Raw genomic sequence first — 18,382 nt, forward strand, 5'->3', positions numbered from 1 at the left:
CCTCAGCGAGCGACGCGGGCGACCCAGGCGGCCGGATCGTGGATCTCCTCCTTGGTCGGCAGCGTGTTCGGGGAGGTCCAGACCCGGTTGAAGCCCTCCATGCCGACCTGCTCCACCACCCCGCGCACGAACACCGCGCCGTCCTGGTACTGGCGCAGCTTCGCGTCCATCCCGAGCAGCCGGCGCAACAGCAGGTCGAGCCGGTTCGCCCCGCGGTCCCGGCGCTGCTGGAACTTCTCCCGGATCTCCGCCACCGTCGGCACCACCGCCGGGCCGACCCCGTCCATCACCACGTCCGCGTGGCCCTCCAGCAGCGACATCACCGCCGTCAGCCGGCCCAGGATCTCGCGCTGCGCCGGCGACTGGACGACCTCGATCAGCCCCGCCGACGGCATGCCGTCCCGGCTCCCGGCACCCGGCAGCCCGCCACCGAGCGAACCCGCCGCGTCCCGCAGCCGCTCCAGCAGGGCACCCGGGTCCACGTCCGTCTCCGCCAGGAAGGACTGCACCTCGGACTGGATGTGGTCGCGCAGCCACGGCACCGCGGTGAACTGCGTCCGGTGCGTCTCCTCGTGCAGGCAGACCCAGAGCCGGAAGTCGGACGGGTCGACGTCCAGCTCCCGCTCGACGTGCACGATGTTCGGCGCCACCAGCAGCAGCCTTCCCGGCCCCGGGCCCTCCGGGCCCAGCCGCGGCTTGTCGAAGAGCGCCGCCGGGCTGTCCGGGGCCTCCAGCGAAGGCTCCGCCGGGGCGAAGGTCTCGTACTGGCCGAGCACCTTCCCGGCCAGGAACGCCAGCAGCGCGCCCACCTCGATCCCGGTGGCCTTCTCCCCCACCGCGCCGAACACCCCCGCCGTCGGGCTGCTCGCCCGGCGCGCCTGGAGCTTCTCCACCAGCGGCTGGACCACCGTGCGGAAGCCGGCCACGTTCGCCCGCACCCAGCCCGGGCGGTCCACCACCAGCACCGGCGTCGCGGTGGCCGCCGTCAGACTGCTCGACCGCATCCCCGTGAACACCCGGACGTGCTCCTCGGCCTCCAGCGCGTGCCGGCGCAGTTCGGCGACCACGGCCGCCGCCTCCGCCCGACTCACCTCCGGCCCCGGCCGCACCAACCTGGTCGCGGTTGCGACCGCGAGATTCCAGTCGACCATGCCAGCACCGCCACTCGCGCTCGTCATGCCCTCACCGTACGTGCTCCCACCCACCAGCGGCAGCCACCCGCCACGAACACCCTCACCCCGCCCCCGGCGGGGCGGGGGTCGCGGGCGGGCGGGGGCGGGTCAGTGGCAGCCGCAGGTGGCGAGGCGGGCGGCGACGCGGTCCATGGCGGCGCGTGCGGTGTCGGCGGGGGCGGTGGTGCGGGTCATGACGGCGAAGGCGAGGAGGCGGCCGTCGGCGTCGACGACGGTGCCGGCGAGGGTGTTGACGCCGCTGAGGGTCCCGGTCTTGGCGCGGATCAGGCCGGCCGCGTCGGCGGCGCCCGAGCCGGTGCCGTAGCGCTTGCCGAGGGTGCCGGTGAAGCCGGCGACGGGCAGGCCGGTGAGGACCGGGCGCAGGGCCGGGTGCTGCTCGGAGGCGGCCAGGGCGAGGAGTCGGACGAGGACGGCCGGCGGGACGGCGTTGCCCGGGTGCAGTCCGCTGCCGTCGTTCAGGGACACGCCCGTCATCGGCACGCCCAGCTTGGCGAGTTCACGGGTGACGGCGGTGGCCGCGCCCTCGAAGCCGGCCGGCTGGCCCGCGGCGAGCGCCGCCTGACGGGCGATCGCCTCGGCGAGCTGGTTGTCGGAGGTGGTGAGCATGCGTTCGACCAGCCGGGCGACGGTCGGCGAGTCCACCCGGCCGAGGACGGTGGCGGCGGGGGCGGCCGGGGCGGCGGCGGGCTTGGCCGTGCCGTCGACGGTGACGCCCTGGGCCTTGAGCAGGGCGGCGAAGCTCTCGGCGGCCTTCCCGGCCGGGTCGGCGACCCGGGCCGGCGCCTCGTCGCGGCTTTTCGGGTCCACCCTGCCCTCGTCGGCCATCAGCGGGACGACCAGGGCGATGTTCTGCGCGTCGTGGTTCTTGTGCTGCGGGTTGCCCGTGTACATCGACAGGTCGTAGTCGAGCTTGACGGTGGTGGTGCCGGCGGCCTTGAGGGCGGCGGCGGTCTGCCGGGCCAGGGCGTCGAGCGAGGCGGGGGCGGTGTCGGCGTCGGCCGCCTGGCCGCCGATCTGGACCTGGTCGGCGGGCAGCGCGGTGAGCGTCGGGTCGCCGCCGCCGACCAGGGTGATCGTGCCGGGGTCCGCGCCCCGGACCACCCGGGTGGTCAGCCGGGTGTCGCCGGGGATCAGCGACAGGGCCGCGATCGCGGTGGCCAGTTTGGTGGTGGAGGCGGGGGTGCCCGGGGTGTTCTCGCCGGAGCCGTACAGGAGTTGGCCGCTGGCGGCGTCCGCGACGGCGAAGGTGACGGTGCCGAGGTTCTTGTCGGCGACGGCGGCGGCGAGCGCCTGCTGGAGGCCCTGGGCGCTGGGTGCGGCGGCGGAGCCGCCGACGTCGACGGTGGCCAGGACGGCGCCGGGGGCGGGGGCCGGGCGGGCGCCGCCGCCCGGGGCGGGGGCCGAGCCGGTGGGGCCCGTGGAGCCGGTGCCGGTGGGCGCGGAGCCGGCGGCGGTGCCGAAGGTGGCGGGCTGTTCGCCCGGGCGGGTGGCCGGGGTGTCGCCCGGCCTGGACTTGCCGTCGCCCCTCCCCCGGCCGCCCTTCCCGCCGTCGTGGCCGTCCCGGCCGTCACCCCGGCCGTCGCCCTCGCCGTGCCCGGTGCTGTGGCCGCCGGGGCCCGGGGAGGGCTGCGCGTACGCTCCGCCCGAGGTCAGGACCGTTCCGGCGACCAGCAGGGCCGCTCCGAACAGCCCAGCGGCCGTCCCCCTGCGGCGGCGTGCCGCCCCGACCCCTGCTCCCACCGACCGGCCCCTTTCCTGAGCACTCACTCCCGTAGGAGACACTTGGATTCTGTCAGTCCCTACCTTGGAGGAACCGTTGGAATTCGACGTCCTTATCGAAATCCCGAAGGGCTCTCGTAACAAGTACGAGGTCGACCACGAGAGCGGCCGGCTGCGGCTCGACCGGATGCTCTTCACCTCGACCCGCTACCCGGCCGACTACGGCTACGTGGAGGGCACGCTCGGCGAGGACGGCGACCCGCTGGACGCGCTGGTGATCCTGGACGAGCCGACCTTCCCGGGTTGCCTCATCAAGTGCCGTGCCATCGGCATGTTCCAGATGACCGACGAGGCCGGCGGCGACGACAAGCTGCTGTGCGTCCCGGCCACCGACCCGCGCTGGGAGCACCTGCGGGACATCCACCACGTGTCGGAGTTCGACCGTCTGGAGATCCAGCACTTCTTCGAGGTCTACAAGGACCTGGAGCCCGGCAAGTCCGTCGAGGGCGCCAACTGGGTCGGCCGCGCCGAGGCCGAGGCCGAGGTCACCGCTTCGATCAAGCGTCTGGCGGAGCAGGGCGGTCACTGAGCCGTCGTTCCGATCTCGTTCGATCAGATCGTTCTGAGCAGTTCGAGGTAGGTCGGGGCAGCCGGAGGCCGGGGTTCGCGGATTCGTCCGCGGGCCCCGGCCTTCGCCATGTCCGGGGCCGGGTGCGGCCGGTTTTTCCGACAGCCTGTCGGCAAGACGGAACGTTAGGTTAGGCTAACCAAAACAGTCGGGGCCGAATCCGATCCTGGAGGCCGCATGCCCACGCCCGAACCCGTCCCGTTCTCCACCGCGCTCCGCACCGCCAGCAGCGAGGAGCACGAGGCTGCGGAGCAGTCCTCGTTCATGAGCCACCTGCTGGGCGGACGGCTCGGGGTCGAGGCCTACGCCGACCTCACCGGCCAGCTCTGGTACGTCTACCGGGCCCTGGAGGACCGCGCCGGACACCTGGCGGAGCACCCGCTCGCCGGGCCCTTCATCGACCGGGCGCTGCTGCGCACCGCCGCCATCGAGCGCGACCTGGCGCACCTGCGCGGGCCGGACTGGCGGGACGGCCTGGCGCCGCTGCCCGCCACCGCCGCGTACGTCGCGCGGGTGGAGGAACTGGCCGAGACGTGGCCGGCCGGATACATCGCGCACCACTACACCCGCTACCTGGGCGACCTGTCCGGCGGTCAGATCATCCGCGGCATCGCCGAGAAGACCTGGGGCTTCGAGCGCAAGGGCGACGGCGTGCGGTTCTACGTCTTCGAGGAGGTCGACAACCCGGCCGCCTTCAAGCGCGAGTACCGGGCGCGACTCGACGCCGCCGGGCTGGCGATGGACGAGGTGGAGCGGCGCCGGGTGGTCGAGGAGTGCAAGCGGGCCTTCGTGCTCAACGGCGCGGTCTTCCGGGACCTGGACGCGCGCTACCCGCTGAGCGCCTGAACGTTTCTCCATAGGGCGCACCCACCCGGGTGCGCCAACGGATCGGCCCCGGCGAGCGGTTGCTCGCCGGGGCCGCCGCGCGTCCCGGGGGTGCGTCAGGAGCGCGCGCCGCGACGGTTGCGCACCAGCACGGTGGCGCTGCCGCCGACCAGCAGCAGACCGGCCGCGGTGGCCAGCAGCGGGACCACCGGGGTCTGCGAACCGGTGGCGGCCAGCACGCCGCCCGCACCGCCCGCGCTGCCCGCACCGGTCAGGCCGCCGCCGGTGGTCAGCGAGGCGCCGCCGACCGTGCCGGTGCCCGAACCCTGGCCTCCGGCGGGCTGGTCGGCGCCACCGGCACCGGACCCGGACCCGGAGGTCGGCGGGGTGGCCGGCAGCTTGGCGTCCTTGTCGAACGCCAGGGTGGCGCTGACCGGGTCCAGGGCCGTGCCCGCCGGGTAGTTGGAGAACACCGGGACGCCCTCGGCGGTGAGCGTGGCCGGGACGCCGGAGAGCGTCACCACGCCGTCGACCGGCTTCAGGGCGGAGGCGGGCACGTCCAGCTTGGCGATCCGCGCTCCGCTCAGCGACGTCGCCTTGCCGTCAGGGGACTTGCCGTTCACGTCGGCGGTCAGGAAGGCCCCGCCCTGGTCGATCGTCAGGCCCAGCTTGGAGAGCGTGGTGTCGAGCGCCCAGCCGTCCTTGCCGGGGTGGCCGAGGAAGCGGACCGAGCCGTCGAACGCGGCGGTCAGCGAGTGGTCGGTGGTGTTGTAGCCGCCGGTGGCGTTGCCGAAGCGGTAGTCGGCCGCGCCGCCGCCGAACTCGACCTTGCCGCTCGCCATCGGGGTGGCCAGGTACGCGCGGAAGCTCTCCTTGACCTTCCAGTCCAGGGTGCCGTTCAGCACGGGCAGCCGGCCGGGGGCGCCGGTGGGCGCCGGGGTCCCGGTCGCGGACGGGGTGGAGCTCGCGGACGGCGAGGCGGTGGCGCTCGGCGACTGCGTCGCGGACGGCGTCGAGGTGGCCGACGGCGTGCCGGAGGGCGTGGCCGACGGCGTACCGCTGGCGGACGGCGAGGCGGTCGGCGTGCCCGTGGCGGACGGCGTCGACGTCGGGGTCGGGGCCGTCGGCGAAGCGGTGGCGGTCGCCGTGGCGGTCGGCGACGGCGTCGCCGGGCTCTGCTTCAGCAGCAGCGACAGCGGGTCCATGTCCGTCCCGGCCGCGTAGAAGCCCGCGAAGGCCTTGGCGCCCTGCTCGGTCAGCTTCGCCGCCGTCGGCACCCCGGTGGTGGTGTCCCGCCCGACGGTGAACGTCACCAGCGGCACGTCGTCCCGTCGGGTGACCTCGGTGGCGCCCATCGACTCCTTGGAGGCGGTGTCGGCGGTGAGCGTGCCGGTCGTCCCGGCGGTGGTGACCTTGAGGTCGCTGAGGGCGACGTCCAGCGCGCCGTGGTGGGCGGTGAAGCGGACCCCGCCGGTGAAGGAGGAGCTCAGCGCGTGGGTGGCGAGGTCGTAACTGGCGCCCGCCAGGCCGAAGTGGAAGGTGCCGTCGGCGTTGGTGGTGGCGCCGCCGGTCAGTTCGATGGCGCCGCCCTGGGAGGCCGGGCCGCTGACGTAGCTGCGGAAGCTGGCCTTCACACCCCAGTCCAGCGAGCCGGTGTCGTACGTGACGCTGCCGGGACCGCCCGCGCCGAAGGCCAGTGCGGGGGCGCCGAGGGCGGTCAGGCCGAGGCCGGCGGTGGCGGCCGCGAGGGCGGCCAGCCGGGTGCGGTTGCGGGACATGGTGGGTACTCCGTTCGGATGGGGCGGGGGGAGGGAGCGGGGGGACGCTCCGGGGTGTCAGGCCGCGTCGCCGGGGCCCGGCGCGGCACCGGGGCCGTCGCCGGGACCGCCGTCGACGGCCGCGCCCGACGCGGCGGCCGCGCGGCGGCGCCGCAGGAGCAGGCCGCCGGTCACGGCGAGCGCGGCCACCAGCACGGCGCCGCCGGCCACGGCCGCCACCGGGAAGCCGCCCGGGGAGGAGGCGGCGGCGACGGGCGCGGCGGAGGGGTCGCCGGTGGGGGTCGCGGTGGTGCTCGGCGCGGTGGCCGGGGCGCTGCCGAGGTCGGGCAGCGGGGGCAGCGCGGCGGCCGGGTCGAGCGCGACGGCGAAGCTCAGCGGGTCCATCTCGGTGCCGGCCGGGTAGAGGCCGCCGAAGGCCTTGGCGCCGCCCTCGGTGAGCTTCAGCGGCACCTCGACGGCCTTCAGCAGGCCGCCCTCGGGCTTGAGGCCGGCCGGGTCGAACGCGGCCAGCTCGACGCCGGTGAGCTGCTGGGTGGCGCCGTCCGGGGTCCGGCCGGAGACGTCCGCGACCAGTCGGCCCTGGCCGCCGGCCACGGTGACGCCCGGGTTGGCGAGGGTGAGGTCCAGGCCGTAGCTGTCGCCGCTGCGCAGGCCGGTGAAGCGCACGGTGCCGGTGAAGGCGGCGGTGAGGTCGCCGTTGGCGGGGTCGTAGCCGCCCTTGGCCGGGGTCCAGCGGAAGTAGGCGCCGCCGTCCGCCGCGCCGGCGCCGAGTTCCCAGCGGCCCTGGGCGATCGCGCCGGTGACGTAGTCGCGGAAGGTGCGGCGCACGCCCCAGTCGAGGGCGCCGTTCGCGAACTCGGTCCTGGCGGGGGCCTGGGCGACGGGCGGGGTGGTCGGGGCCTCAGCGGTCGGGGCCTCGGCGGTCGCCGACGGCGTCGGCACGGCGGCCGCCGAGGGGGTGGCCGCGGCGGTCGGCGACGGGGCCTGCGAAGTCGGCTGCGCGGCGGGCAGGTTGACCGAGAGGGTGAGCGGGTCCAGGGCCGTCCCGGCGGGGTAGAAGTTGCCGAAGGCCTTGGCCCCGGCGTCGGTGAGGGTGCCCGGCACGTTGCTGAGCGTCAGGGTGCCGGCCGCGCCGCGCAGGTCGACGCCGGCCAGGGAGAGCTCGGCCAGTTTGGCCTGGCTCGCGCTGCTGACCTGCCCGGTGTCCTTGGACTTGCTGCTGACGTCGGCGTACAGCCCGGCCGCGCCGCCCTGGACGGCCCGGACGGTGAGCCGGCCGAGGCTCAGGTCGAGCGCGTTGGCGCCGTTCTCCTGGTGCCCGGTGAACCGGACCCCGCCGGAGAAGGCGGCGGTCAGCGCACCGGTCGCCGGGTCGTAGCCGCCGGTCGCGGAGTGGAACCGGAAGGTGCTGCCGCCGACCGTGGCCGCGCCGCCGTTGAGCGTCCAACTCCCCTTGGCGATGGGCCCGGTGATGTACGTCAGGAAGGACTGCTTGATGCCCCAGTCCAGCCGTCCGCCGGCGACCTTGCCCTCCGCCGCGTGCGCCGGGCCGGGTGACGGGCCCACCGCCAGCAGGGCGGCGAGGGCGGCCACCAGGGTGGCGGCCAGACGGCGGAGCCGGCTGGGCAGGGGCACGGCGGATCACTCCTCGGCGGGGTGCGGTCAGTGGCGGTGAAGGGCGCGGCAAGGGAGGGGTCTGGCGCGATGCCGACCCCCTTGCGAAACCTAGGTAAGGCTAACCTAATATATGAGTCAAGAGTCCCGCCGCAACCCCTCCACCAGGACCGGAGCGGCGACAACTCCCATCGAAGGGAAGCGCGTTGAGCAGCAGTACGATCCGAACCGGGGCGGCCCGCGGGCCCGCCCTCCTGCTGCTCGCCCTCGGCCTGCTGCTCGCCCTCACCGCCTGCGGCCCGTCCGGCACCACCGGCGGAGCGACCGCGGCGAGCTCCTCCCGGGCCCCCGACGCGGTCGAACCACTGCCCGTCGAGCCCGTCCCGCAGCTCCCGGCCACCACCGCCTCCGTCGACGGCCGCCAGGTCACCGTCACCAGCGCCGAGCGGATCATCCCGCTCAACGGCAGCCTCTCCGAGCTGGTCTTCAGCCTCGGCCTCGGCCCCAAGGTCGTCGCCCGGGACGTCTCCACCACCTTCCAGCAGGCCGCCGCCCTGCCGGTGATCACCCAGGCCCACGACGTGTCCGCCGAGGGCGTGCTGTCACTGCACCCCACCGTCGTCCTCGCCGACCGCTCCACCGGCCCGGCCGAGGCCATCGCGCAGATCCGCGCGGCCGGCGTCCCGCTGCTCGTCCTGGACGACGCCAAGCGGCTCGCCGACGTCGGCCCGCGCATCGACACCGTCGCCGCCGCCCTCGGAGTCCCGGACTCCGGACGGCAGTTGAAGGAGCGCACCGCACAGCGGATCGACGAGGCCAGGGCCGCCGCCCCGGCCGCCGCCCGCCACCCCAAGGTCGCCTTCCTCTACCTGCGCGGCAGCGCCTCCGTCTACCTGCTCGGCGGGCCCGCCTCCGGCGCCGGCTCGCTGATCGAGGCGGTCGGCGGCCAGGACGCCGGCACCGCCGCCGGCCTCACCGGCGACTTCACCCCGCTCACCAGCGAGGCCCTGGTCAAGGCCGCACCCGACGCCATCCTCGTGATGAGCAAGGGCCTGGACTCGGTCGGCGGCGTCGACGGCCTGCTCAAGCTGCCCGGCGTCGCCCAGACCCCGGCCGGCCTCGACCGCCGGATCGTCTCGATCGAGGACGGCCAACTGCTCAGCTACGGCCCGCGCACCCCCCAGGTGCTCCGCGAGATCGCCGCCCAGCTCTACCCGGCGGACGCCAAGTGACCACCGCCGTACGGGCGAAGACCGCGCCCACCGTCAGCAGGACCACCCTGATCACCGCCGGGCTCGCCGCCGCCCTGGTGCTCTGCGCCCTGCTCGCCGCCGGCATCGGCGCCTACCGCATCCCGCTCGGCGACATCCTGGCCTCCGCCGCCCACCGGCTCGGCCTCGGCGGGCACGCCCTGGACCGGGTGCCCGAGTCGGTGCTGTGGAACGTCCGGCTCCCCCGGGTGGTGCTCGCCCTGCTGGTCGGCGGCTCGCTCGGCTGCGCCGGGGCGCTGATGCAGGGCGTGTTCGGCAACCCGCTGGCCGAACCCGCCGTGATCGGCGTCTCCTCGGGCGGCGCGGTCGGCGCGGTGGCCTGCATCGTGCTCGGCCTGGACACCCTCGGCAGCTGGACGATCACCGCCTTCGCCTTCGCCAGCGGCCTGCTGACCGTCTACGCGGTGTACCTGATGGCCCGCGCCGGCGGACGCACCGAGGTCGTCACCCTGATCCTCACCGGGGTCGCCGTGAACGCCTTCTGCGGTGCGCTGATCGGGATCTTCCTGTTCACCGCCGACTCCGCCGCGATCAGCCAGGTCACCTTCTGGCAGCTCGGCTCGCTCTCCCAGGCCACCTGGGGCAAGGTGCTCGCCGTCCTGCCGTTCGCCGCCGTCGGCCTGGCCGTCGCCCCGCTGTACGCCCGCAAGCTGGACCTGCTGGCCCTCGGCGAACGCCCGGCCCGCCACCTCGGGGTGGACGTCGAGCGGATGCGGCTGGTGCTGATCACCGTCGTCGCGCTGCTCACCGCCGCGGCCGTCGCGGTCAGCGGCATCATCGGCTTCGTCGGGCTGGTCGTCCCGCACCTGCTGCGGATGCTGGCCGGGCCCGGCCACCGCTTCCTGCTGCCCGCCTCGGCACTCGGCGGCGCGCTGGTCCTGGTGGCCGCCGACCTCGCCGCCCGCACCGTCGCCGAGCCGGCCGAGCTGCCGCTCGGGGTGCTCACCGCACTGATCGGCAGTCCGTTCTTCTTCTGGCTGCTGCGCCGGACCAGGAGCCGGCAGGGAGGCTGGGCATGAGATTGCGAACCCCCCGGGAGGTGCCCGAACGGCCCCTACCCGGAAGCGAGTTGCTGACCGCCGAGACCGTCCGGCTGACCATCGGCGGGCGCGCCCTGCTGGACGGCGCGTCGGTGCGGGTCGCCGCCGGGGAGGTGGTCGCGCTGCTCGGGCCGAACGGCGCCGGCAAGTCCACCCTGCTGTCCGTCCTGGCCGGCGACGTCCGTCCGGACGGCGGCGAGGTCCGGCTGCGCGGCCGCCCGCTGGCCGGCTACGGCGCCGCCGAGCTCGCCCTGCACCGCGCGCTGCTGCCGCAGTCCGCCGCGTTGTCCTTCCCGTTCCCCGCCGACGAGGTGGTCCGGATGGGCCGCGCCCCCTGGACCGGCACGGCGGCCGCCGCCGAGGACGAGGCCGTGGTCGCCGAGGCGATGGCCGCCACCGAGTCCACCGCCTTCGCCGGGCGCCCGTTCACCGCGCTGTCCGGCGGCGAGCGGGCCCGGGTGGCGCTGGCCCGGGTGCTGGCCCAGCGCGCCCCGCTGCTGCTCCTGGACGAGCCGACCGCCGCCCTCGACCTGCGCCACCAGGAGCTGGTGCTGCGGGTCGCCCGGGAGCGCGCCGCCGCCGGGGACGGCGTGGTCGTGGTGCTGCACGACCTGTCCCTGGCGGCGGCCTACGCGGACCGGGTGGTGCTGTTGGACGCCGGGGCGACGGTCGCGGACGGGCCGGTCGCCGAGGTGCTGCGCGCCCCGCTGCTCAGCGAGGTGTACGGCCACCCGGTCGAGGTGCTGGCGCACCCGCGCACCGGGGTGCCGCTGGTGCTGCCCGAACGCTGACCGGGCGCGGGGCCGGCGGCGGCGGAGCGGCGGGGCTGTGAGCGGGCCGCGGAAGCGGGCTCAGTCCTCCAGCCGGAAGCCGAGCTTCAGTCCGACCTGGTAGTGCTTCACCCCGCCGTCCTCCAGGTGGCCCCGGACCTGCGTCACCTCGAACCAGTCGAGGTTGCGCAGCGTCCGGGAGGCCCGCTCCACCCCGTTGCGGATCGCGGCGTCGACGCTCTCCGTCGAGGATCCGACGATCTCGGTCACCCGGTACACGTGGTCAGTCATGGCGGACTCCCTCAGCTGTGCGACGGCCCCCGGTCCACCGTGCACCGCCGCCGCTCCGCCCGCACGCCGACGGCCGCCTCCCCGGCCTCCCCGCCTCCCCTGGAAGGCCGCCGGCAGGCCCCTTGCGGGCCCCGAAGAGGCCGCGGGAAGGGCGCCGGCACAGCCCGGGGCGGCCGCAGGAGGCCGCTAGAAGGCCGCCCGCACCTGCCCGACCGTGGCGCCGCCGCCCAGCAGCGGGGCCGCCCCGATCCGCTCGACGGTCGCGTCCGCGCCGGTCACCCCGAGCCGGCGCAGCGCGGCCGCCAGCACCGGGCCGCGGGCCCGCTCGCCGCCGTCGTCGATCTTGAAGGCGAGCGCCCGCCCGTCCGGCAGCGCCACCACCTGGACGGCCTCGGCGCCCATCTTGGACAGCGCGCCGGGGACGGCCCGCATCAGCCAGGTGTCGGCCCGGCGGGTGCCAGCCACGTACTCGGGGTGGGCGCGCATGGCGTCGGCCACCCGGCGGGGCGCCGTGCCCTCGGCGGCCAGCACCAGGCCGCGGTAGCCGCGGGCCAGGCCGGTCAGCGTGACGGCCAGCAGCGGCGCGCCGCAGCCGTCCACCCCGGCGTGCGTGGCGGTCTCGCCGGTGCCCTCCTCCAGGGCCTCGCGGGCCAGCCGCTGGATCGGGTGCCCGGGGTCGAGGTAGCTCGCGGTGTCCCAGCCGTTGGCGACGCAGGCGGCCAGCCAGCCGGCGTGCTTGCCGGAGCAGTCCATCAGGACGGGGGCGCGGCGGCCGCCGGAGCCGAGCAGCAGTTCCGCCTCGGTCTCGTCGAGCGGGAGGTCGGCCGGGGTGCGCAGGGCGGACTCGTCGAGCCCGGCGGAGCTCAGGATGGTCCGGACACCGTCGAGGTGAAACGATTCCGCGGAGTGGCTGGAGGCGGCCAGCGCCAGCAGTTCGCCCTCGATCGCCAGCCCGGCCCGCAGCGTGGCCACCGCCTGGAACGGCTTGGCGGTCGACCGGGGGAAGACCGGCGCGTCGGGGTCGCCGAGCGCGAACTCCACCGAGCCGTCGGCGGCGAGCAGCACCAGGGAGCCGTGGTGGCGGCCCTCGGTGAAGCCCGAGCGTATGACCTCGGCGAGGACGACGGGCGGGGTGGCGGACTGGGACATGGCGGGAGCCTTCCGGGGGTGAGGGTGGACCGGGCCCCGCCCGCCCGTGGTACCTCACCCGGTCAGAGCGGCCCCCCTGCGAGCAGGTCCTCGACCCGTGCTTCCCCATCACGGTACCTGCGGGTGATCTCCGCGCTGCAACCGTCGGCCGTCCGCAGCAGCCGCTGCCGCCGCCCGGACACCTCGCGCTCGTGCGCGCGCAGCCGCTCCAGCGCGGCCATCAGTTCCTCCGCCGGGTGCGCGGCCAGGTCGGCGAGCTGGACGTCCCCCATCAGCTCGGCCGCCTCCAGCTGGGACTCGTGGCCGCGCGGCGGCCCGAGCGTGACGTGCCGGGCCGAGCGCCGCACGGTGGAGGGCGCGTCGGTCAGGATGGCCGGGAGGCGGTCCAGCAGGTCGCCGGGGGGCCCGTCGGCGCCGCCCGCCCCGGCCGGCCCGACCGCCCGGACCGGACCGCCGGGCCGGCGGTCGAGTTCGGCGCGCAGGATGTCCATCCGCCCGTGCAGCAGCCGCCGCAGGTAGGAGAGGTCGGCCTCCTGCTCCAGGGTCTCCCGGCGCAGGATCCGCAGCTGGTCCAGGCCCAGCCGTTCCAGGTCGGGCTCTATCGCCGTGCCCAGGGCCCCGGCGCCCCCGGCGACCTCCGCCACGTGCCCGGACCGGTCCCACGCCGCGCTGCTCGCGTCCATCAACCAACCCACCTGCCGTCGTCCGATCCCGCCCGCTCGCGGCACTGCGTCCCTGCCGCCGGTCCGACCCGTCCCCCGACGGGCTCACGCGTCCCGTCCGTTGGCACGCCCGGCCGCCCCCGAAGGTTCCGGTTCCCGGCCGGAACCACCCACCGGGGCGATGCCGCCGGAACGCCTGACCTACGGGCTCGACCGCCCGGCCGAGCCCGGCCCGGTGCGGCGGACCATATGGCGCGCCGGGCCCTCCGTACGGTCCACCAGCGTGCCACCCCGCCCGGCGAGGGCGCACCGCCCGTGCACCCGAACGGCCCCCTGGCGAACGGGGGTGGCTGATATGACCGGACCTTTCCGCAGGAAGAGCGGCGCCCGACCCTGCGCAGGCGCGCACCACCCAGCGTGCACCACCTGCACACGCGCCCCTCCCGCACGCCCCGGGTGCCGCCGAGCACGGCACCGGGTGCCCCGCGAGCACGGCGCCGGGTGCCCGTCGGGCACGCCCCGGGCCTCCGGCACAATGGCGGCATGCGAGCAGTGGTGCAGCGAGTGACCGAGGCCAGGGTGACCGTGGCCGGAGAGACCGTCGGCGCGATCGAGGGGCCCGGGCTCTGCGTCCTGGTCGGCGTCACCCACGAGGACACCCCGGCCAAGGCGGCCCAGCTGGCCCGCAAGCTGTGGACGCTGCGGCTGCTGCCCGCCGACGACGAGGGCGTCGAGCAGTCCTGCTCCGACCTCGGGGCCCCACTGCTGGTGATCAGCCAGTTCACCCTCTACGGCGACGCCCGCAAGGGCCGCCGCCCGACCTGGAACGCCGCCGCCCCCGGCCCGGTCGCCGAGCCCCTGGTGGACGAGGTGGTCGCCCGACTGCGCGCGCTCGGCGCCAAGGTGGAGACGGGCCGGTTCGGCGCCGACATGCAGGTGGCGCTGGTGAACGACGGCCCGTTCACCGTCCTCGTGGAGGTCTGACCGCGGCCGGGCGCACGGGCTACTGCGGGACGATCACGTCCTGGGTGCCCGGCACCGTCCCGGCCAGCAGCACCGCGTCCACCGGGACGTTCCGCTTGACGATCGCCAGCGCGATCGGCCCCAGCTCGTGGTGGCGGGCCGAGGAGGTGACGAAGCCGAGCGGGCGCCCGTCCGGCTCGGCCGCCAGCCGCACCTGCGTCCCGTGCGGGGGCAGCGTCTCCTCGGTGCCGTCCAGGTGCAGGAAGACCAGCCGGCGCGGCGGCCGGCCCAGGTTGTGCACCCGGGCGACGGTCTCCTGTCCCCGGTAGCAGCCCTTCTGCAGGTGGACGGCGGTGCGCAGCCAGTCCACCTCGTGCGGGATGGTCCGGTGGTCGGTCTCGAAGCCCAGCCGCGGCCGGTGGCCCTCGATCCGCAGCGCCTCGTACGCCCAGACCCCCGCCGCCGGGCCGTACCCGGCGGCCAGCTCCGCCAGCTCGGCGCGCGGCACGAACAGGTCGCGCCCGTACGGGAGTTCGCGCACCGCAGCGGCACCCTCGACGGCGGCGGTGGAGCCCGCCGGCAGGTGCACCACGGCGTACTCGGCGGTCGCGTCGGCGACCTCCACCCGGTAGAAGAACTTCATGCTCTCCAGGTAGCCCAGCAGCGCCTCCTGGGTGCCCGGCTCGACGTGCGCCCAGGTGGTGGTGCCGTCGTCGACCAGGTAGAGCGCGTGCTCGACGTGCCCGTTCGGGGAGAGCACCAGCGCCTCGGTGGCCTCCTGCGGTGCCAGCGCGCTGACGTGCTGGGTGAGCAGCAGGTGCAGCCAGGCCAGGCGGTCCTGGCCGGTGACGGTGAGCACGCCGCGGTGCGAGAGGTCCACGAAGCCCGTGCCCTGCGCGAGGTTGCGTTGCTCGCGGAAGATGTCGCCGTAGTGGGCGGCGACGCCCTCGTCGGCGCCTTCGGCGGGGACGGCTCCGGGCAGGCTCAGCAGCGGGCTCTTCATACCGGCCAGCTTACGACCGGCCGTCCGCGAGCTTGGCGGTGCAGTCGGCGCAGCGGCCGAAGATGGCGAAGTGCTTGAGGTCGGTGTCGAAGCCGTGCTGTTCGCGCAGGCTGCTGATCAGCGGCTCGGCGATCTCGGTGCCGGTCTCGGAGACCTTGTCGCAGTCCCGACAGACCAGGTGCAGGTGGTGGTGGCGGCCGGCCAGGTGGTAGGTCGGGGCGCCGTGGCCGAGGTGGGCGTGCGAGACCAGGCCGAGTTCCTCCAGCAGCTCCAGGGTCCGGTAGACGGTGGAGATGTTGACGCCGCTCGCGGTCTGCCGGACGTGGCAGAGGATGTCGTCGGGGGTGGCGTGGTCGAGGCGGTCGACGGCTTCGAGTACGAGCTGCCGCTGCGGGGTCAGCCGGTAGCCGCGTTCACGCAGGTCGGCCTTCCAGTCGCCGGAGAGCTGCCAGTCGGTGGTGCCGGTGTCCGCCACGGTGCTGTCCCTGCCAAGGTCGGGGGTCCTGAGGCAAGTGTAGGGACCGGCCGGCGGCCGGTCCCTACCTCACGCGAAAGCCGTACCGCTCAGCGGAGCGCCGGGCTCACTTGAAGAACGCGATGCCGTCGTCCGGCAGGTCGTTGATGTCCTTGATCAGCTGGGCCGGGCTGAGCACCTTCTTCAGCTGGGCCGACATGTACGGGCGCAGCGGCACGTTCGGGGCGGCCTTCTCGCCGACCCAGAGCAGCTCCTCGTTGACGAAGCCGTACAGCCGCTTGCCGCCCGAGTACTCCGGCGAGCCCTCGATCCGGGCGACCGCGTCCGTGGAGACGTCGATCTGCGGCTTGCCGTCGGCCAGCTCGCCGTACCAGATCTCCACGGTGCCGTCGTCGCGGACGGACGAGATCTCGATCCCGCGGACGCCGCTGGTGCCGTCGTGGTTGCTGGTGATGCGCCAGAACGCGTGCTCGTTCTCCAGCGGGCGGACCTTCTCGCCCTCGTTGTCCAGCACCCAGGTGCGGGAGCGGAACTCCAGGAAGGGCCGGCCGTCGTGCCGGATCACGATCTCCTGGCCGAAGTTGCACTTCTCGGTGCCAGGGCCCTCTTCAGCTGGCAACGGGGCGTAGACGCCCGCGCCCTCCCAGGTGCCGAGGAGGAAGGCGAGCGGGACGACGTCCTTGTGGAGGTCGGAGGGGATCTCGATCATGTTCCTGGTCGCTGTCGTCGTCGGTGTGGGCTGCCTCAACCGTACGGCAGGATCAGCGCTGGCCCTGGTAGAGCTTCATCACCGAGAAGATGGCGAACCAGGTGATCAGCACGGCCATGAGGGCCAGCAGACCGTCGAAGAAGATTTCCAGACCGGACACGGGTGGCTCCCAGGCGGCGACAGTGTGGTGGATTTTGCTGCCGCTCACTCTATCCGCCGGTCATCGGCCGGTCGCGGTGAGCCCCACCACGTCATCGTTCGCGCCGATTTTCCTCCGCCGTCCAAGGTTTCCCCAAGGGATCCCGGGATGACGGCGAGCGGGGGCCGCGAGCCCTCTAAGGTGGCGCCATGTCGAAGAAACTCGTCATCAAGGTCACCGCCGGGGCCGACGCGCCGGAGCGGTGTTCGCAGGCGTTCACCGTCGCGGCGGTGGCCGTCGCCAGCGGGATCGAGGTCTCGCTCTGGCTGACCGGGGAGTCCTCCTGGTTCGCCCTGCCGGGGCGGGCGGCGGAGTTCGAACTGCCGCACGCGGCACCGCTTCCGGACCTGCTGGAGGCGATCCTCGCGAGCGGCTCGGTGACGCTGTGCACCCAGTGTGCGGCCCGCCGGGGGATCGTGCAGCAGGACACCGTCGAGGGCGTCCGGATCGCCGGCGCGCAGGTCTTCGTCAGCGAGATCATGGCGGACAACGTCCAGGCACTCGTCTACTGACGGCTACGGGTGCTCCTCGTGGTCGGGGCGGTCCCGGTCGTGGCCGGGCTCGTCCCACTTCGGGTCGTCCCAGCGGGGGTCGTTCCACCAGTCGTCGTCCGGGTCCCGTTTGTTGGCGAACACGGCTGCGGCCGGCGGGATCACCATCGCGACCACGCACATGCCGATCGCGGCGGGCACGGAGAAGAACCTCACCACGCCCCAGGCCAGCACGAACAGGCCCAGGCAGACGCCCATCAGGGCGAAGTAGTAGTGCCGCCGCCGCCTTGTCTGCACGTCTCCACGGTACGACCGAGGGCCCTGCCGCGGCAGGGCCCTCGGTGCAACTCCGCCCGTGGATCAGGCGGATCGGGTACCGGTCAGACCGCGATCGCGACCTCGACGGCGGTGCCCTGGGAGGCCACCACCTGACGGTCCACGGTCTGGCCCGGCACCAGCGCGCGCAGGGTCCACTTGCCCGGGCGGGCGAAGAACCGGAACTGGCCGGTCGCCGAGGTGGGCACCTCGGCCGTGAACTCGCCCCCCTCGTCGAGCAGCCGGACGTAGCCGTTGACCGGCTCACCGTCGCGGGTCACCGAACCCTGGATGATCGTCTCGTTCGCCACGTCAACTCCTGCCAGGTCCGGGCCGCCGGCCTTCGCACCGCACATGTCTTGTCTTCCCTTCTGACGACGGTCGAGCCGCGGGCTCAGTTGCTGCCGAGCTCGATCGGCACGCCGACGAGGCTGCCGTACTCGGTCCACGAACCGTCGTAGTTCTTGACGTTCTCCTGGCCGAGCAGCTCGTGCAGGACGAACCAGGTGAGCGCGGAGCGCTCGCCGATGCGGCAGTAGGCGATGGTGTCCTTCGCCAGGTCGATGCCCTCGGCCTCGTACAGCGCCTTGAGCTCGTCATCGCTCTTGAAGGTGCCGTCGTCGTTGGCGTTCTTGGCCCACGGGATGTTGCGGGCGCTCGGCACGTGGCCGGGGCGCTGCGACTGCTCCTGCGGGAGGTGCGCCGGGGCGAGCAGCTTGCCGGAGAACTCGTCGGGCGAACGGACGTCGACCAGGTTGAGCTGGCCGATGGCCGCGAGCACGTCGTCGCGGAAGGCGCGGATCGAGGAGTCGGCGGCCTGCGCCCGGTACTCGGTGGCCTCGCGGGCCGGCACCTCGGCGACCAGGTCGCGGGAGTCCAGCTCCCACTTCTTGCGGCCGCCGTCCAGCAGGCGGACGTCACCGTGGCCGTACAGCTTGAAGTACCAGTAGGCGTACGAGGCGAACCAGTTGTTGTTGCCGCCGTAGAGCACGACGGTGTCGTCGTTGGCGATGCCCTTGGCGCTGAGCAGCGCGTCGAAGCCGGCCTGGTCGATGAAGTCGCGGCGGACCGGGTCCTGGAGGTCCTGCTTCCAGTCGATCCGGACGGCGTTGCGGATGTGGTTCTTGTCGTACGCGGAGGTGTCCTCGTCGACCTCGACGATGACGACCTTCGGGTCGTCCAGGTGGGCCTGGACCCAGTCGGCGTCGACCAGGACGTCGCTGCGGCTCATGGTGGTGTTCTCCATCCGAGGGCGGTGTGCGGAAGGTTCTGCTCGGGAGGTGCTGC

Annotated in this window: 20 protein-coding genes; 7 read left to right on the forward strand and 13 right to left on the reverse strand. The window is 74.5% G+C overall.

The window, feature by feature from the left end; all coding sequences use genetic code 11:
* Positions 1-2: 2 nt before the first annotated feature.
* Together ACIQVZ_RS34950 and dacB are read right to left on the reverse strand one after the other, a co-directional pair.
* The gene (locus ACIQVZ_RS34950) at positions 3-1,178 is read right to left on the reverse strand and encodes a zinc-dependent metalloprotease (protein WP_350885197.1); all 1,176 of its coding nucleotides are present in this window, start codon (positions 1,176-1,178) and stop codon (positions 3-5) included.
* 102 nt (positions 1,179-1,280) lie between these two features.
* Entirely contained in the window at positions 1,281-2,933 is a 1,653-nt protein-coding gene (gene dacB, locus ACIQVZ_RS34955) for a D-alanyl-D-alanine carboxypeptidase/D-alanyl-D-alanine-endopeptidase (protein ID WP_402455698.1), read from the reverse strand.
* Between the two features lie 76 nt (positions 2,934-3,009).
* Here dacB and ACIQVZ_RS34960 point away from each other — a divergent pair, with 76 nt between their 5' ends.
* Complete coding sequence (locus tag ACIQVZ_RS34960) at positions 3,010-3,501, forward strand: inorganic diphosphatase (RefSeq protein ID WP_063348256.1); 492 nt, start codon at positions 3,010-3,012, stop codon at positions 3,499-3,501.
* A gap of 216 nt (positions 3,502-3,717) precedes the next feature.
* On the forward strand, positions 3,718-4,386 hold the full coding sequence (locus ACIQVZ_RS34965; protein ID WP_350885193.1) for a biliverdin-producing heme oxygenase: 669 nt from the start codon (positions 3,718-3,720) through the stop codon (positions 4,384-4,386).
* Positions 4,387-4,481: 95 nt separating this feature from the next.
* Here ACIQVZ_RS34965 and ACIQVZ_RS34970 read toward each other — a convergent pair whose 3' ends face one another.
* Both ACIQVZ_RS34970 and ACIQVZ_RS34975 read right to left on the reverse strand, forming a co-directional pair.
* Positions 4,482-6,143, reverse strand: a complete 1,662-nt coding sequence (locus tag ACIQVZ_RS34970) for an HtaA domain-containing protein (protein ID WP_402455701.1) — start codon at positions 6,141-6,143, stop codon at positions 4,482-4,484.
* Positions 6,144-6,200: 57 nt separating this feature from the next.
* A complete protein-coding gene (locus ACIQVZ_RS34975) occupies positions 6,201-7,778 on the reverse strand; it encodes an HtaA domain-containing protein (protein ID WP_402455704.1) in 1,578 nt (525 codons plus the stop codon).
* A gap of 185 nt (positions 7,779-7,963) precedes the next feature.
* Here ACIQVZ_RS34975 and ACIQVZ_RS34980 point away from each other — a divergent pair, with 185 nt between their 5' ends.
* The 3 genes from ACIQVZ_RS34980 to ACIQVZ_RS34990 are packed head-to-tail and all read left to right on the forward strand — an operon-like array spanning position 7,964 to position 10,859.
* The gene (locus ACIQVZ_RS34980; RefSeq protein ID WP_402455706.1) at positions 7,964-8,989 is read left to right on the forward strand and encodes a hemin ABC transporter substrate-binding protein; all 1,026 of its coding nucleotides are present in this window, start codon (positions 7,964-7,966) and stop codon (positions 8,987-8,989) included.
* Entirely contained in the window at positions 8,986-10,047 is a 1,062-nt protein-coding gene (locus tag ACIQVZ_RS34985) for a FecCD family ABC transporter permease (RefSeq protein WP_402455708.1), read from the forward strand. The genes ACIQVZ_RS34980 and ACIQVZ_RS34985 overlap by 4 nt, the downstream gene beginning before the upstream one ends.
* Positions 10,044-10,859, forward strand: a complete 816-nt coding sequence (locus ACIQVZ_RS34990; protein WP_402455710.1) for a heme ABC transporter ATP-binding protein — start codon at positions 10,044-10,046, stop codon at positions 10,857-10,859. Before ACIQVZ_RS34985 ends, ACIQVZ_RS34990 begins: the two co-directional genes overlap by 4 nt.
* 60 nt (positions 10,860-10,919) lie before the next feature.
* On the opposite strand, the gene ACIQVZ_RS34995 is transcribed toward ACIQVZ_RS34990, so the two are convergent.
* From ACIQVZ_RS34995 to ACIQVZ_RS35005, 3 genes are all read right to left on the reverse strand, one after another.
* Positions 10,920-11,129, reverse strand: a complete 210-nt coding sequence (locus tag ACIQVZ_RS34995; RefSeq protein WP_063348261.1) for a dodecin — start codon at positions 11,127-11,129, stop codon at positions 10,920-10,922.
* 186 nt (positions 11,130-11,315) lie between these two features.
* Positions 11,316-12,278: an asparaginase gene (locus tag ACIQVZ_RS35000; RefSeq protein WP_402455713.1), complete on the reverse strand. Its 963-nt coding sequence runs from the start codon at positions 12,276-12,278 to the stop codon at positions 11,316-11,318.
* A 62-nt stretch (positions 12,279-12,340) separates the two neighbouring features.
* Entirely contained in the window at positions 12,341-12,961 is a 621-nt protein-coding gene (locus tag ACIQVZ_RS35005; protein ID WP_402455716.1) for an ABC transporter substrate-binding protein, read from the reverse strand.
* Positions 12,962-13,483: 522 nt separating this feature from the next.
* Here ACIQVZ_RS35005 and dtd point away from each other — a divergent pair.
* The gene (gene dtd / locus ACIQVZ_RS35010) at positions 13,484-13,924 is read left to right on the forward strand and encodes a D-aminoacyl-tRNA deacylase (RefSeq protein WP_363586563.1); all 441 of its coding nucleotides are present in this window, start codon (positions 13,484-13,486) and stop codon (positions 13,922-13,924) included.
* 19 nt (positions 13,925-13,943) lie between these two features.
* Here the strand turns inward: dtd and ACIQVZ_RS35015 are convergent, their stop codons facing one another.
* From ACIQVZ_RS35015 to ACIQVZ_RS35025, 3 genes are all read right to left on the reverse strand, one after another.
* Positions 13,944-14,906, reverse strand: coding sequence for a YgfZ/GcvT domain-containing protein (locus tag ACIQVZ_RS35015; RefSeq protein ID WP_402455719.1), 963 nt, complete (start codon positions 14,904-14,906; stop codon positions 13,944-13,946).
* A 10-nt stretch (positions 14,907-14,916) separates the two neighbouring features.
* Positions 14,917-15,381 (reverse strand): transcriptional repressor, encoded by a 465-nt coding sequence (locus ACIQVZ_RS35020; RefSeq protein ID WP_350885175.1) that lies wholly within the window; start codon positions 15,379-15,381, stop codon positions 14,917-14,919.
* 106 nt (positions 15,382-15,487) lie between these two features.
* Complete coding sequence (locus ACIQVZ_RS35025; protein WP_402455722.1) at positions 15,488-16,090, reverse strand: FABP family protein; 603 nt, start codon at positions 16,088-16,090, stop codon at positions 15,488-15,490.
* Positions 16,091-16,438: 348 nt separating this feature from the next.
* Here ACIQVZ_RS35025 and ACIQVZ_RS35030 point away from each other — a divergent pair, with 348 nt between their 5' ends.
* Complete coding sequence (locus tag ACIQVZ_RS35030; protein ID WP_063348267.1) at positions 16,439-16,801, forward strand: DsrE family protein; 363 nt, start codon at positions 16,439-16,441, stop codon at positions 16,799-16,801.
* A gap of 3 nt (positions 16,802-16,804) precedes the next feature.
* Here the strand turns inward: ACIQVZ_RS35030 and ACIQVZ_RS35035 are convergent, their stop codons facing one another.
* From ACIQVZ_RS35035 to ACIQVZ_RS35045, 3 genes are all read right to left on the reverse strand, one after another.
* Entirely contained in the window at positions 16,805-17,077 is a 273-nt protein-coding gene (locus ACIQVZ_RS35035) for a DUF3099 domain-containing protein (RefSeq protein ID WP_350885170.1), read from the reverse strand.
* 83 nt (positions 17,078-17,160) lie between these two features.
* Positions 17,161-17,451: a DUF1416 domain-containing protein gene (locus ACIQVZ_RS35040; protein WP_030059605.1), complete on the reverse strand. Its 291-nt coding sequence runs from the start codon at positions 17,449-17,451 to the stop codon at positions 17,161-17,163.
* 38 nt (positions 17,452-17,489) lie between these two features.
* Complete coding sequence (locus ACIQVZ_RS35045) at positions 17,490-18,326, reverse strand: sulfurtransferase (protein ID WP_063351213.1); 837 nt, start codon at positions 18,324-18,326, stop codon at positions 17,490-17,492.
* Positions 18,327-18,382: the final 56 nt, after the last annotated feature.

Origin of the sequence: Kitasatospora sp. NPDC098663 (genome assembly GCF_044760075.1) — a bacterium.
GTDB lineage: Bacteria > Actinomycetota > Actinomycetes > Streptomycetales > Streptomycetaceae > Kitasatospora.